This window comes from Microbacterium sp. LWH12-1.2, from assembly GCF_040675825.1.
GTDB lineage: Bacteria > Actinomycetota > Actinomycetes > Actinomycetales > Microbacteriaceae > Microbacterium.
The window spans coordinates 2,434,412-2,447,827 of record NZ_JBEGIJ010000001.1; the positions used below are offsets into that span (position 1 = coordinate 2,434,412).

Genomic DNA, 13,416 nt, shown 5'->3' on the forward strand with positions numbered 1-13,416 from the left:
AGGTCACCATGGTTGCGTCTCCCCCGCTCGCCCGCTCTGCCCGATCGACGGTCACCGATGTCACGTGGTTCTTCGCGATCGCCATCCTCCTGTGCTTCTCGCTGTCGGTTCCGATGGTCTTCCGACTCGTCCCCACGGACTTCAACAACCTGATCACGCCGCTCCTGCAGCTGACCCCTCTGCTCGCAGGGATCATCATGTGGCTCGCCCGGCGACCAGGGACGTTCCGAGAGACGTTCGCCACCGGGTGGCGCGGCACGCCTCGGTGGATCGGTATCGGTATCGGCCTCATCGCGGCGATCGCCGCGATCCAGACCGCCGTTGCACTGGCATTGGGCATCTGGGAGTTGAACCCGCTCGACCAGATCGCCGCGGCGACCATGTGGGTCGTTCCGGTCCTCCTCATGCAGTCCGTCTTCGCCATCGGCGAGGAGTTCGGCTGGCGCGGCTGGCTGGCGACGCGCGCCGCGTCGTGGGGTTTCTGGCCGCTGGCTCTGGTCAGCGGTCTGGTCTGGATCGTCTGGCACCTGCCCGTGCTCGCAGTGATCGGCGATCGACCGCTCTGGGACATCGTCATCTACTTCGCGGGCATGCTGCCGTGGGCGCCGCTCCTGCTCGCCCTGCGCTGGCGATCGGGCAGCGTCTGGCCTGCGGTTCTGGCGCACGGGGCGATCAACAGCATCCGGGTTTACCTGCTGCAGTCCGTCCCCAACGCGACGGATCACCTGCTCATCGAGGTGATCGGCTGGGTGCTCACACTCGCCGCCGCCGCGTGGCTGATGCGCCCCCGCAAGGCGTAGCCCCTCGGGGGCTCAGCGGCCGGAGACGTTGCCGAAGAGCTTGGCGATCGGTGCGAGCACCAGGGGCCGGGCGGCGATCCAGGCGCCGATGATCACGACGAGGGATGCTGTGAACACCCAGAACCCGGTCCAGCCGACGGCATCCGACGACGCGAACATGTGGTTCAGGTTGCGCAGGAAGCCGGTGAGGAATACCAGCGCCACGTGCCCGATGATGAACGCGACGAAGTACAGCATCACGGGGAAGTGCACGGCGCGCGCCCATTCCACCGGGTACGCCTTCGACAGGCGCTCCGCCTTCTTCGGCCACATCCCCGACATCCGGAACCCGGTGGCGGCGGCCAGCGGGGCGGCGAGGAAGACGGTGGTGAAGTAGGCGAGCTGCTGCAGGCTGTTGTAGTTCACCCAGCCGTGTTCGGTCGGCCAGTTGAAGGAGACGTACTGCAGCGCTGCGGACAGCGCGTTCGGCAGCACCTCCCAGCTGGTCGGCACGATGCGCACCCAGTGCCCGGTGACGAAGATCAGCACGACGAAGGTCACGCCGTTCACGAGCCAGAGGATGTCCAGCGCCTGGTGGAACCACAGGGTGAGGCTGATCTTGCCCTTGCCGTTGGTACTGCCACGGGGAGCCCAGAACACGGTCGGACGCTTCTCGGTGCGCACGCGCAGGCCGGAGCGGATGATCAGCACGATCAGGAACATGTTGAAGAAGTGCTGCCAGCCGATCCAGGGCGCGAAGCCGGGGGCGACCTCGATGGCGGGGTCGTATTCGCCGGGGAACGCCGCGAGGAAGTCCTGCATGAACGGCATGCTCAGCAGCGCACGCACGAATGCGACGGCAGCGCCGGCGAGGATGCCGAGGGCGGCGGCTCCCAGCAGACCCGCGATTGCTTGCGTCCAGGTCGGGCGACGGCGATCGGATGCCGGAGCGGGAGCATGTCGCGGAGCGCTGCCGTGCCACACCGTGCGCGTGAACGGGATCGGCGCCAGTTCGCCGGCGGCGACGATCGGCGCGACGGCCTTCTGCTCTGGCGCGCTCTCTTCAGCGACGACGACCGGCGACTCGTCGCCTTCGTAGGCGGCCTCGTCGATCTCGCTCACCGTCGCTGTGGCGAGAGGAACCGTCCCGGCGGGCGGCCACGGGTCTCCCCCGACCGCACGCGGGAGTCCACGCCGGACAGGAATGCCGTCGGGGTCCGCGGCGCTGGATGCTGCCGCCCGGACTGCATCCCCGCCACCGGCCGTCGAGTGCGCCGCAGGCGCACTACCGGTCGTTGAGCGAGCCGCAGGCGAGTCGGCACGCGCCTCTCCGGCGTTCGGCGCGGGCTGAAGCGTGGAATCGCGCTCCGCTGCATGCGGCGACAGCGAATCGGGAGTCGCTGTCGCGACCGCATCGGCGGGCGGCCATGGCTCGCCACCGACGACACGGGGAAGGCCGCGGCGGAGCGGGGCCGCCGCGTTGCGATCGGTCGTTGAGCGAGGGAGCGGAGCGACCGAGACGAAACGCTCATCTCCGACCGGAGACTCGGAACCGTGCTGCGTTTCGTCTCGCTCCGCTCGCTCAACGACCGGGGAAGACGCCTCCGCGGCCTCGGCCACAGTCTCGGCGGCGACCTCGGCGACGGCATCCGCGGGCGGCCACGGCTCGCCGCCGATCACGCGGGGCAGTCCCCGCCGCAGCATCCGCGTCGCCATGTCTACTTCTTCCGCGCCTCAAGCGCGGCGATGATCTGGGGAACGATCGTGAACAGATCGCCGACGATGCCGAAGTCGGCGACGTCGAAGATCGGCGCCTCCGCATCCTTGTTGATCGCCACGATCGTCTTCGACGTCTGCATGCCGGCGCGGTGCTGGATCGCGCCGGAGATGCCGAGTGCGACATAGAGCTGCGGCGACACCGAGACGCCGGTCTGTCCGACCTGGTGCGACTGCGGGATGTATCCGGCGTCGACCGCCGCGCGCGAGGCGCCGACGGCCGCACCGAGCGCATCGGCGAGCTCTTCGACGAGCACGAACTTCTCCTTGGAGGCGAGTCCGCGCCCTCCGGACACGACCCGGGTCGCACCGCGCAGATCGGGCCGGGACGACGCGACCTCGACGGCTTCGACGGCTCCGGCCTTGGCCGCGATCGCGCCGGACGGTGCGACCTCGAGCGCTTCGACGACGGGGGCGGCGACAGCTTCCGCCCGCGCATCGACGGCACCCTGACGAACCGTGATCACGGCTGCGCCGTATGTCGGCGCCGAGTCGACGAGATACGCGCCGCCGTAGACCGAGTGATGCGCGACGATGCCTTCTTCGTCGCGGGAGACGCCGATCGCGTCCGCCGAGAGGGCGCTCTTCGTGCGGACGGCGAAGCGTCCGGCGACATCACGCCCGGTGATCGAGTTCGAGATGAGCACGGCATCCGGGCGCACCTTTTCAGCGGCCGCCTGCAGTGCGTCGACGATCGGAACAGTGAGGGCGGCGTCATCGCCCTGCGCGGTGAGTACGACGGATGCTCCCGCAGCGGCCGCCGCGTCGACGGCCGCCTGTGCGCCGCCCACCACGAGCGCCACCGGTGAGCCGACCGCCGCAGCCGCACCGATCAGCGCGGCGGTGCTCGACGCCGCATTCCCTGCCGGGTCGACGTCCACCAGGACGAGGATCGAGTTCTCGGGGTAGCTCATCGTCACACCAGCCTGTTCTGCACGAGGTACTCCACCAGCTGGTTGCCGGCATCGCCCTCATCGGTGATCTTCACGCCGGCTGCACGTGGCGGCTTCTCGGCGATCGCGGTCATGATCGTGCGGGGCGCCGCCGCCGGATCTGCCGACGCGTCCAGGTCGGCCAGCGAGAGCACCTCCAGGGGCTTCTTCTTGGCCGCCATGATGCCCTTGAAGTTGGGGAACCGCGCGTCCGGAAGCGCCTCCGTCACCGAGATGACCGCTGGCAGCTGAGCGGAGACCGGTTGCGCGCCGGCATCCGCCGCCCGCGTACCGGAGATGCTGTCCGCGCTGATCTCCACGGCGCTGAGCGCGGTCGCCTGCGCGAATCCGAGGTGCTCGGCCAGCATCGCCGGGATGACTCCGCCGGAGCCGTCGGTGGAGAGATTGCCGGTGATGACGAGGTCGGCCCCGCCTCGGCGGATCGCCGCGGCCAGCACCTCGGCGGTGAGTCCGAGGTCGGCTCCAGCGAGCTGTTCGTCGGCGATGTGCACCGCAGATGCCGCGCCGATGGCGAGGGCCCTGCGCACCGAAGCCGTCGACGATTCCGGCGCCATCGAGAGTGCCACGACCTCGGCGTCCGGATTCTTGTCGGCATAGCTCAGCGCGACCTCGAGAGCGCGCTCGGTGATCTCGTCCAGCACCACGTCACCTGCGGACCGCTCGGCGAGTCCCGTCTCGAGATTCAGCTTGCGATCGCCATAGGTGTCCGGCACCTCTTTGACCAGGACGAAGATCTTCATCGATTGCTCCTCACGACTGTGTCGATTCTAGACCGTGATACTCAGTTTCACTTGCCATGCTACTGAGCGTCACGGTTGGTCGCTCCCGGCCGCGCCCAGCAGGATGGCCTACCGTAGAGCCGTGGCCCAACTCCGTCCGCTCCCCGTGGATCCGCTCGCCGAGGCGAAGCGGCAATGGGTCGCGCACGGATGGACGGATGCCGCCGACGGCATGACGGTGGTGATCTCCGTGATGCGCGCGCAGCAACTGCTGCTCGCCCGCGTCGAGGCGACGCTGAAGCCGTTCGAACTCAGCTTCGCCCGTTACGAGGTGCTGCGCCTGCTCGCCTTCAGCCGCAGCGGGCGCCTTCCGCTGTCGAGCGTGGTCGCGCGCCTGCAGGTGCACGCCACGACGGTGACGAGCACGTCCGATCGGCTGGTGCGCGATGGACTCATCGTGCGCGAGCCCCACCCGCATGACGGCCGGGCCGCACTCCTCGCCCTGACGGATGCCGGCCGCGAGCTGGTCGAACGCGCGACGAAGGCGCTGAACTCCGAGGTTTTCGCGGCCCCCGGCATCAGCCGCGACGATGCGGCCGACCTCGTCGGGATCGTCGCCCGCCTCCGCAGAGACGCCGGCGACTTCACTGATCCTCGCCCGCAGCCCGACCCGCTCTGAGATGGCCCAGTTCCTGCTGGAGCGGATCATCGCCGCTCCCCCGGCCGAGGTCTTCGCCGCATCCCTCGACCCGGCCCTGCACGTGCGCTCGATGGCGCGGTTCGGCGAGACCATGGTGGAGGCGCCGGAAGGCGGCGTCTTCCGCGAGGGGTCGACGGTGACGTGGCGCGCGCGGCACTTCGGCATCGCGTTCCGCCTGCGCTCGGTCGTCTTCGACATCGATCCGCCTCGCGGTTTCCGCGACCGGCAGATCAGCGGGCCGTTCGGTGCGTTTCTGCACGAGCACACCTTCGAGGAGCATCCGCGGGGCACGTTGATGCGCGACACGATCACGTTCCGATCTCCGTTCGGTCCGATCGGGCGACTCGTCGACGCGATCTTCATGCGCGCGTACATGCGACGGATCATCGATGAACGCAACGCGGTGCTGGCTGCCGAGGTCGAGGGCCGGCGGCGTACGCTGACGTCATGACCGCGCTGCACCTGCACACCGTCCTCATCGGCCGGGGACCGGCCGCGGCGATCTTCCTCAGCGATGAGCAGGTCGCCTCTCTCGGCGCCGGCAAAGCCGTCCCCGTCGTCGTCTCCTTCGGCGACCGGAGCGCCCGGTTGCGGCTGTCGCGGATGGGAGGGGAGAACATGATCGGCTTCAGCAAGGCGACGCGGGCCGACCTCGGGCTGGAGATCGATCAGGAGATCGAGGTCACGATCACGGTGGACACGGCTGAGCGGGTCGTCGATATCCCTCCGGCCCTCGCCGAAGCCCTGGCCGCAGAACCGGAGCTGCGGGCGCTGTTCGATGCTCTGCCGTACTCGATCCGCAAGGAGCACGCCCGCACCGTCGCCGAGGCGAAGCAGGATGCCACCCGCGAGCGTCGTCTGGCGAAGATCCTCGATGGACTGCGCGGTTGACTCCGACCCGCCCGCGGCGTGCATGACTGCGCAGTTGTGAGCCACGCTCAGCGGTTCTGGAAGTCCGGCACGCGCTTCTCGCGGAAGGCCGACATGCCTTCCTTCTGATCCGCGGTGTCGAACAGCGCGGCGAAGGCCTGCTTCTCGTGCTCGAGGCCCTCGGCGAGCGTCGTCTCCATCGCAGCATCCAGTGCCGCCTTGGCTGCGTAGACGGAGGGCAGCGACTTCGAGGCGATCGACTCGGCGAGCTTCGACGCCTCGGCGAGGAGATCGGATGCCGGAACGACTCGCGACACCAGACCGGCGCGCTCCGCCTCCTCGGCGCCCATGAAGCGCCCGGAGAGCACGAGTTCGGCCGCCTTGTAGTAGCCGACGGCGCGGATCAGTCGCTGCGTGCCGCCCATGCCGGGGATGACGCCGAGGTTGATCTCGGGTTGACCGAACTTCGCGGTGTCGGCGGCGAGGATGATGTCGCACATCATCGCGAGCTCGCAGCCGCCGCCGAGAGCGAAGCCGGAGACTGCCGCGATCACCGGAGTGCGCACGGCGGCGAAGTCGCGCCAGGAGCCGAAGTGGTCGGTCTCGAGCATCTCTGATGCCGACATCCCCTCCATCTCCTTGATGTCGGCACCGGCAGCGAAGGCCTTCTCTGATCCGGTCAGCACGATCGCGCCGATGCCCTCGTCGGCATCGAAGTCGGCGGCGGCCGCGGTGACCTCTTCGGCCACGCGCCCGTTCAGCGCGTTCAGCGCCTGCGGCCTGTTGAGCATGATCCAGCCCACGCGTCCCCGCTGCTCGACCAGGATCGTCTCGTACTCGGCCATCGTGCCTCCGCTTCGTCGTGGGTGGGTTTCAGTATTGCGGGAGTTGCGTGATTGAGAACGCGTTTCGTCTCGGTCGCAGGCTCCCTCGCTCAACGACCGGGGGGGTGCTGCGATGCGTCAGACGCGGTCCTCGCGAATATCGGTGATGATGCCGGAGAAGTCGCGCCCTGCCCCGTCGCCGGCAGCGTACGCCGCGTAGATCTGCTGGGCGAGGCGGCCCATCTGCGCATCCGTCGACGTCTGCTCGATCGCCTGCAGCGCGAGGCCGAGATCCTTGGCCATCAGCGCACCGGCGAAACCCGGCTGGTAGTCGCGGTTCGCCGGGCTGGTCGGCACCGGGCCGGGCACGGGGCAGTTGGTCGTGATCGACCAGCACTGACCGGATGCCTGCGACACGACGTCGAACAGCGCCTGGTGTTCGAGTCCCAGCCGTTCGCCGAGCACGAACGCCTCGGCGACGGCGATCTGAGAGACCGCGAGGACCATGTTGTTGCACACCTTCGCCGCCTGACCGAGTCCGGGCCCGCCGCAGTGCACGATGCGCTTGCCCATGGCCTCGAGCAGCGGCAGCGCAGCGGCGAAGTCGTCGTCGGAGCCACCGACCATGAAGGCCAACGTGCCGTTCTCGGCACCGACGACACCACCCGAGACCGGGGCATCGACGTTGCGGTGCCCCGCGGCGAGCGCGAGCTCGTGCGCGGTGCGGGCCTCATCGACGGCGATCGTCGAGGACTCGATGAACAGCGTTCCCGGCCGGGCTGCCGCCAGCAGCTCTCCCCGATAGGCGTCGATCACGTGCCTGCCTGCGGGGAACATCGTGATCACGACATCGGCGTTTGCGACGGCATCCGCACCGCTCGCTGCGACCGGAATGCCTGCCTCTCCTGCGGCCTCGACCGCGGCGGGAACCAGGTCGAAACCGTGCACCTCGTAGCCGGCCTTGACCAGGTTGACGGCCATCGGCAGTCCCATGTGCCCGAGCCCGAGGAAGGCGACCACTTTCGATGCGGTCGCGGTCATGATGCGCTCCGCATCGAGCCGGAGCCGGCGGGCCGCAGCATCTCTCGTCCGACGATCAGGCGCATGATCTCGTTCGTCCCTTCCAGGATCTGGTGCACCCGCAGATCACGGACGACCTTCTCGATCCCGTAATCCTGAAGGTACCCGTAGCCGCCGTGGAGTTGAAGAGCGCGATTGGCGACATCGAAACCGGCATCCGTCGCGAAGCGCTTGGCCATCGCACAGCGCATCGTCGCGTCGGGCGCGTGCTCGTCGACCGCCTGAGCGCCGTCGCGGACCATGAGCCGTGCCGCCTGCAGATCGGTGCGCATATCGGCGATGGCGAACAGGATCGACTGCTTCTCGGCGAGCGGCTCCCCGAACGCGACCCGCTCGTGCACGTACTGCACGGCGCGGTCCAAAGCCCACTGCGCGCCTCCCAGCGAGCAGGCGGCGATGTTGAGACGACCGCCGTTGAGCGCCGACATCGCGATCGCGAAGCCCTTGCCCGGCTCTCCCAGCATGGCGGACGCCGGCACGCGCACGCCGTCGAGGATGACCTGCCTCGTGGGCTGAGCGTGCCAGCCCATCTTCTTCTCGAGGGACCCGAAGCTCAGCCCCTCGGCGTCACCGGCGACGAGGAACGCGCTGATTCCGCGAGCGCCCGGCTCGCCGGTGCGCGCCATCACGACGTAGACCGCGGCTTCGCCGGCGCCCGAGATGAACTGCTTCACGCCCGTGAGCACGTAGTCGTCACCATCGCGGACAGCGCTGGTCGCGATGTTCGCGGCGTCCGAACCTGCGCCGGGCTCGGTGAGGCAGTAGCCGCCGAAATCGGTCATCGCCGTGAGCTTCGGCAACCACTCGCCGCGCTGCGAGTCATCACCGTAGGTGTCGATCATCCAGACGACCATGTTGTGGATCGAGATGTAGGCGGCGACCGCCGGGTCTCCCTTGGCGAGCTCCTCGAAGATCGCGACGGTGTCGGTGCGGCTGAGGCCAGTGCCGCCGAACTCCTCGCGCACGTAGATGCCGCCGAGGCCCAACTCGCCTCCGCGCTGCAGTGACTCCCTCGGGAAGATGTGCTTCTCGTCGCGCTCATTCGCGTGCGGCGCGAGCTCGGCGTCGACATACTCGCGGACGGCGTCGAGGATCGCCTCGCGTTCTTCGGCGGTCGTGGTGGTGACGGTGCTGATTGTCATGGTGGCTCCGGGAGATCAGTGCATTGTGGGGATGACGAAGCTGGCGCCATCGCGGATGCCCGCCGCCGGCCAGCGGCTGGTGACCGTCTTGGTCTTCGTGTAGAAGCGGAAGGCGTCGGCGCCGTGCTGGTTGAGATCGCCGAAGCCAGACCTCTTCCAGCCCCCGAAGGTGTAGTACGCGATCGGGACCGGGATCGGCACGTTGATGCCGACCATGCCCACGTTGACCCTGGCGGCGAAGTCGCGGGCGGCGTCGCCGTCACGGGTGAAGATCGCGACGCCGTTGCCGAACTCGTGCTCGGATGCCATCCGCAGCGCCTCTTCGTAGTCGGCGGCCCTGGCGATGACGAGCACCGGCCCGAAGATCTCCTCCCGGTAGATCGTCATGTCGGTCGTGACGTGGTCGAACAGCGTCGGGCCGAGGTAGAAGCCTTCCTCGTGACCGTCGACGCGGAAGCCGCGACCGTCGGCGAGGAGGGTGGCGCCTTCGTCGATGCCCTGCTGGATGTATCCCTCGACGCGCTCGACCGCTGCGCGGTTCACGAGCGGACCGTAGTCCACGTCCTCGGCGAGCGAGGGGCCGATGCGCAACTGTGCGACGCGCTCGGTGAGCTTCGCCGCCAGCGCATCCGCCGTTTCTTCGCCGACCGGCACAGCGACCGAGATCGCCATGCACCGCTCGCCCGCAGAGCCGTAGCCGGAACCCATCAGCGCGTCGGCGACCTGGTCGAGATCGGCATCCGGCATCACGATCATGTGGTTCTTCGCGCCGCCGAAGCACTGCGCCCGCTTGCCGTGCGCGGCAGCGGTCGAGTAGATGTACTCGGCGATCGGCGTGGAGCCGACGAAGCCGACGGCCTGGATCCGCGGATCGGTGAGGATCGTGTCGACGGCTTCCTTGTCGCCGTGCACGACGTTGAGGATGCCGGCCGGAAGGCCCGCCTCGAGGAAGAGCTCGGCCAGTCGCACCGGAACCGAAGGGTCGCGCTCGCTGGGCTTGAGCACGAAGGCGTTGCCCGCCGCGATCGCGGGGCCTGCCTTCCACAGCGGGATCATCGCGGGGAAGTTGAACGGGGTGATGCCCGCGACGACACCGAGCGGCTGCCGCATCGAGTAGACGTCGATACCGGCCCCTGCGCCGGTGGAGTACTCGCCCTTGAGCAGGTGCGGCGCGCCGGCCGCGAACTCGATGACTTCGAGGCCGCGCTGGATGTCGCCCTTCGCGTCATCGAGCGTCTTGCCGTGCTCGCTGGAGAGGAGCCGGGCGATCGCCGTCATGTCCTTCTGCACGAGATCGAGGAAGCGCAGCAGCACGCGGGCGCGCTTCTGCGGGTTGGTCGCAGCCCATGCCGGCTGCGCCGCCTCGGCGTTGTCGATGACGCGTCGCACTTCGTCGGGCGAGGCGAGCGGCACGCGCGCCTGCACCGATCCGGTGCTCGGGTCGAAGACGTCGGCGAAGCGTCCGCCGTCAGGGGTGAGAAGCGATCCGCCCACGAAGTGCGGGATAGTACGAGTCATTGTGTGACATCCCTCCGTGCCTTCATTGGCACAATGACGATGTTACTCCGGCATCCGATTATTTACTAGGAGATCCTTGTATCTGGATGACTGCACCGAAGCCACACGAATCTCCCGCCACCTCTTCCGTTGCGGCGCGGTGCACGGTAGATCTTGTTCGGTGCGCCTGATCGGCGCACAACCCGATCGCACCGTGGCGATGACCTTTCGCCGTGGCGCGCGCGAAAAGGAGAAACATGTCTCAATGGACGGCTCAGGCACGACGACGTGCCTTCGCCACGAGCACGGCGTTCGCACTCGCGGCCACCGGGTTCGTGACACTCGGATCCGGCTCGGCCACCGCGGCCCCACCGGATGCTGATGCCCCACCGGCACCGGCAGTGATCGGCGCCGACGAGTACTACATGAACTACGTGGCACCGCGGGCGGAAGGGGCATTCGACTCCTCCGATGATTCGGTGATCACCAGCGGCAACGCCAGAGGGCCCTATGGCGGCTCTCCTCTGGAGCATGCGCAGAAGAACGACGAGAAGCACGCGCACGGCAATCCGGTGGCGGCCAGGCAGCTGGCGAAGACCGAGGCCCAATCCATCAAGACGGGCAAGAGCCCGAAGGCGTTGAAGCACTCCAAGACCACACAGCAGGCGAAGCTGCTCACGATCCTCGTCGAGTTCGACGGCACCGACGACTTCTCCGACGTCTATGTGCCCACCGAGTTCGGCGCCACGACCTGCATGCCCGGCAGCGAGCAGGGGCCCACCCTGCACAACAACATCCCGAATCCGGCGGATGCCGCACAGGCGGACAACAACAGCATGTGGGTGCCGGACTTCTCGTCCGAGCACTACAACAGGATGCTCTTCTCAGAAGACGGCATCACGGAGCGCGTGCGCACCGACCTGACCGGACCTGACGGACAGCCCGGCTTCGACATCTCCGGCTACACGATGAAGAACATGTACGAGGAGATGTCCCGCGGCGCGTACTCGCTCAGCGGCGAGGCGACGGCATGGGTCTCGGTGCCCCACTCCGAGGGCTACTACGGCGCAACGGTGTGCCACCTCAACGACGAGGGCGAGTATGAGGCCGGCCCCATGCAGGACCAGCAGGGCCACCCGGACAACCCGCTCGGCCCGGGACAGCTGCCGATCGACGCGGTCGCAGCAGTCGCCGCAGACAACCCCGACTTCCCGTGGGCCGATTACGACATCGAGGACCAGGGCGACCGCGACGGTGACGGGAACGTCAACGAACCCGACGGCGTCATCGACCACGTCGTGCTGGTGCACGCGGGCGAGGACAAGTCGGGCGGCGGCGGAAAGGAAGGCACCTACGCGATCTGGGCGCACTCCTCAGCCGTAGCCGGCGGAGCCGTCATCCCCGGAACCGACTTCCAGATCTCGAATTACATCGTGCAGCCCGAGGACTCCGGCGTCGGTGTGTTCGCGCACGAGTACGGTCACGACCTGGGCCTGCCCGACCTGTACGACACGTCGAACAACGGCAACTCCGACATCGACTTCTGGGATCTGATGAGCTCAGGATCGCACTCGGGTCCGATCTTCCAGTCGATGCCGACCCACATGGGCCTCTGGGACAAGTGGGTGCTCGGCTGGGTCGACCCTCAGGTCGTGAACCCCGGCGATGACACCACCACCGTCAAGGTCGGTCAGACCTCGCGCCCGAAGAAGGGCACGAAGGACGGCATCAAGATCAACCTTCCGGACAAGGAGATCGTTCTCGCCCAGCCGCACAGCGGTGCGGAGATGTGGTACTCCGGCGCGGATCAGAGTTGGGCCGATGTGCGTCTGACCCGGACGATCGAGTCGGTACCGGCTGATGCCAGGTTCTGGATGTGGAACGACTACATCATCGAAGAGGACTGGGACTACGGCTTCGTCGAGGTCTCGGCCGACGGCGGAACCACCTGGACCGAGCAGAAGGTCTACGACGAGTCCGGTGCACTGGTCTCGACCGATGACGGCTATTCCGACCCGAACGGGCGGATGAAGGACTACGGGAACAAGAAGTACGGTCTCACGGGTTCTTCCGGTGGATGGCGTCACGACTACGTGGACCTGTCGGCGTTCGCCGGCCAGAACATCCAGATCCGCCTTCGGGAGGCGACAGATGCCGGCTTCGAAGAGCGCGGATGGTTCTCGGATGACTTCGCGCTCACCAGCGCGGGCGCCGAGGTGTGGACCGACGACGTCGAGTCCGGCGACAACGGCTGGACCGCGACCGTCGAGAGCTGGACCGACACGACAGGAGCCGGATGGCACCGCGACAGCGGCACCCAGGTCAAGGCGCAGTACTACCTGGTCGAATGGCGCAACTACGACGGTTTCGATGAGGGCCTGAAGTACGGGTACACCACCGTGTACTCGGCTGAAGGCTGGAAGGTCGAGAAGGTTCCGTACAACGCGCCCGGCGCACTGATCTGGTACCGCGACACCGCCTACGGTGACGTGAACCACGTCAGCTCGAACCTGACCAACCTGCCGAGCTACGGCGCCAAGGGCGGCCTGCTGCTCGTGGACAGCCACTTCGACCCGCTGCGCCGCACCGGCGCCGAGGCTGAGCTCGACCCGTCGCTGCTGAAGAACGTGTCGACTCGCGCGCAGTCGTCGAACGCCGCATTCGGCCTGGTGCCGACCGCGTCGTTCAAGGACTGCCTGGTCGACGCCGCGCTCAGCAACGAGGCGTGCACGACCTTCGCCCCGCAGGCGCCGGTGAGCACCTTCACCGACGACCAGGGCTGGGTCGCCGGCATCGAGCTGCGCGACGGCCAGCTGCTGAACCGCCTGCGTGACGCGTCTGTGGTCGTGCCGTCGGTGAATGAAGCGCCGTACTCCACGCGAGTGGTGAACCCGGACGGCACCCCCGCAACCGACGTGTACGGCCTCGACCTCGGATTCACGGTGCTCGGCACCGGAAACCCGGCGGATGCAGGAGTCGGTTACGGCACCGTGGTCACCGTGAAGAAGTCGATGCAGAACGACACCGCGGCGCTGATCACGGTCACGCCGCCCCGCGCGGAGTGATCCCGAGGGGC

The 13,416-nt window shown here is 67.9% G+C and carries 12 protein-coding genes; 5 read left to right on the plus strand and 7 right to left on the minus strand.

What is annotated here, in order from left to right; all coding sequences use genetic code 11:
* Positions 1-8 precede the first annotated feature (8 nt).
* A complete protein-coding gene (locus tag MRBLWH12_RS11710) occupies positions 9-800 on the plus strand; it encodes a CPBP family intramembrane glutamic endopeptidase (protein ID WP_341977481.1) in 792 nt (263 codons plus the stop codon).
* A 12-nt stretch (positions 801-812) separates the two neighbouring features.
* On the opposite strand, the gene MRBLWH12_RS11715 is transcribed toward MRBLWH12_RS11710, so the two are convergent.
* Genes MRBLWH12_RS11715 through MRBLWH12_RS11725 form a run of 3 tightly spaced genes read right to left on the minus strand, consistent with a single transcriptional unit; the run spans position 813 to position 4,248 of the window.
* Positions 813-2,495, minus strand: coding sequence for a cytochrome b/b6 domain-containing protein (locus MRBLWH12_RS11715; RefSeq protein WP_363549032.1), 1,683 nt, complete (start codon positions 2,493-2,495; stop codon positions 813-815).
* 2 nt (positions 2,496-2,497) lie between these two features.
* Positions 2,498-3,469, minus strand: coding sequence for an electron transfer flavoprotein subunit alpha/FixB family protein (locus MRBLWH12_RS11720; RefSeq protein WP_363549034.1), 972 nt, complete (start codon positions 3,467-3,469; stop codon positions 2,498-2,500).
* Positions 3,470-3,471: 2 nt separating this feature from the next.
* On the minus strand, positions 3,472-4,248 hold the full coding sequence (locus MRBLWH12_RS11725) for an electron transfer flavoprotein subunit beta/FixA family protein (RefSeq protein WP_363549037.1): 777 nt from the start codon (positions 4,246-4,248) through the stop codon (positions 3,472-3,474).
* Between the two features lie 121 nt (positions 4,249-4,369).
* On the opposite strand from MRBLWH12_RS11725, the gene MRBLWH12_RS11730 reads away from it, so the two are divergent.
* From MRBLWH12_RS11730 to MRBLWH12_RS11740, 3 genes are read left to right on the plus strand one after another with little or no spacing between them, the layout of a single operon-like run.
* On the plus strand, positions 4,370-4,906 hold the full coding sequence (locus MRBLWH12_RS11730) for a MarR family winged helix-turn-helix transcriptional regulator (RefSeq protein ID WP_341977474.1): 537 nt from the start codon (positions 4,370-4,372) through the stop codon (positions 4,904-4,906).
* A gap of 1 nt (position 4,907) precedes the next feature.
* Positions 4,908-5,378 carry an SRPBCC family protein gene (locus MRBLWH12_RS11735; RefSeq protein WP_363549040.1) on the plus strand — a complete coding sequence of 157 codons (471 nt, stop codon included), beginning with the start codon at positions 4,908-4,910 and terminating at the stop codon, positions 5,376-5,378.
* Positions 5,375-5,818, plus strand: a complete 444-nt coding sequence (locus MRBLWH12_RS11740; protein ID WP_363549042.1) for a YdeI/OmpD-associated family protein — start codon at positions 5,375-5,377, stop codon at positions 5,816-5,818. Before MRBLWH12_RS11735 ends, MRBLWH12_RS11740 begins: the two co-directional genes overlap by 4 nt.
* Positions 5,819-5,865: 47 nt before the next feature.
* Here the strand turns inward: MRBLWH12_RS11740 and MRBLWH12_RS11745 are convergent, their stop codons facing one another.
* From MRBLWH12_RS11745 to MRBLWH12_RS11760, 4 genes are all read right to left on the minus strand, one after another.
* Positions 5,866-6,642, minus strand: a complete 777-nt coding sequence (locus MRBLWH12_RS11745; protein WP_363549045.1) for an enoyl-CoA hydratase-related protein — start codon at positions 6,640-6,642, stop codon at positions 5,866-5,868.
* Positions 6,643-6,759: 117 nt separating this feature from the next.
* A complete protein-coding gene (mmsB, locus tag MRBLWH12_RS11750) occupies positions 6,760-7,662 on the minus strand; it encodes a 3-hydroxyisobutyrate dehydrogenase (RefSeq protein ID WP_341977466.1) in 903 nt (300 codons plus the stop codon).
* On the minus strand, positions 7,659-8,843 hold the full coding sequence (locus MRBLWH12_RS11755; protein WP_363549048.1) for an acyl-CoA dehydrogenase family protein: 1,185 nt from the start codon (positions 8,841-8,843) through the stop codon (positions 7,659-7,661). Before MRBLWH12_RS11755 ends, mmsB begins: the two co-directional genes overlap by 4 nt.
* A 15-nt stretch (positions 8,844-8,858) precedes the next feature.
* The gene (locus MRBLWH12_RS11760; RefSeq protein ID WP_363549050.1) at positions 8,859-10,361 is read right to left on the minus strand and encodes a CoA-acylating methylmalonate-semialdehyde dehydrogenase; all 1,503 of its coding nucleotides are present in this window, start codon (positions 10,359-10,361) and stop codon (positions 8,859-8,861) included.
* 236 nt (positions 10,362-10,597) lie between these two features.
* On the opposite strand from MRBLWH12_RS11760, the gene MRBLWH12_RS11765 reads away from it, so the two are divergent.
* The gene (locus MRBLWH12_RS11765) at positions 10,598-13,405 is read left to right on the plus strand and encodes an immune inhibitor A domain-containing protein (protein WP_363549053.1); all 2,808 of its coding nucleotides are present in this window, start codon (positions 10,598-10,600) and stop codon (positions 13,403-13,405) included.
* Positions 13,406-13,416: the final 11 nt, after the last annotated feature.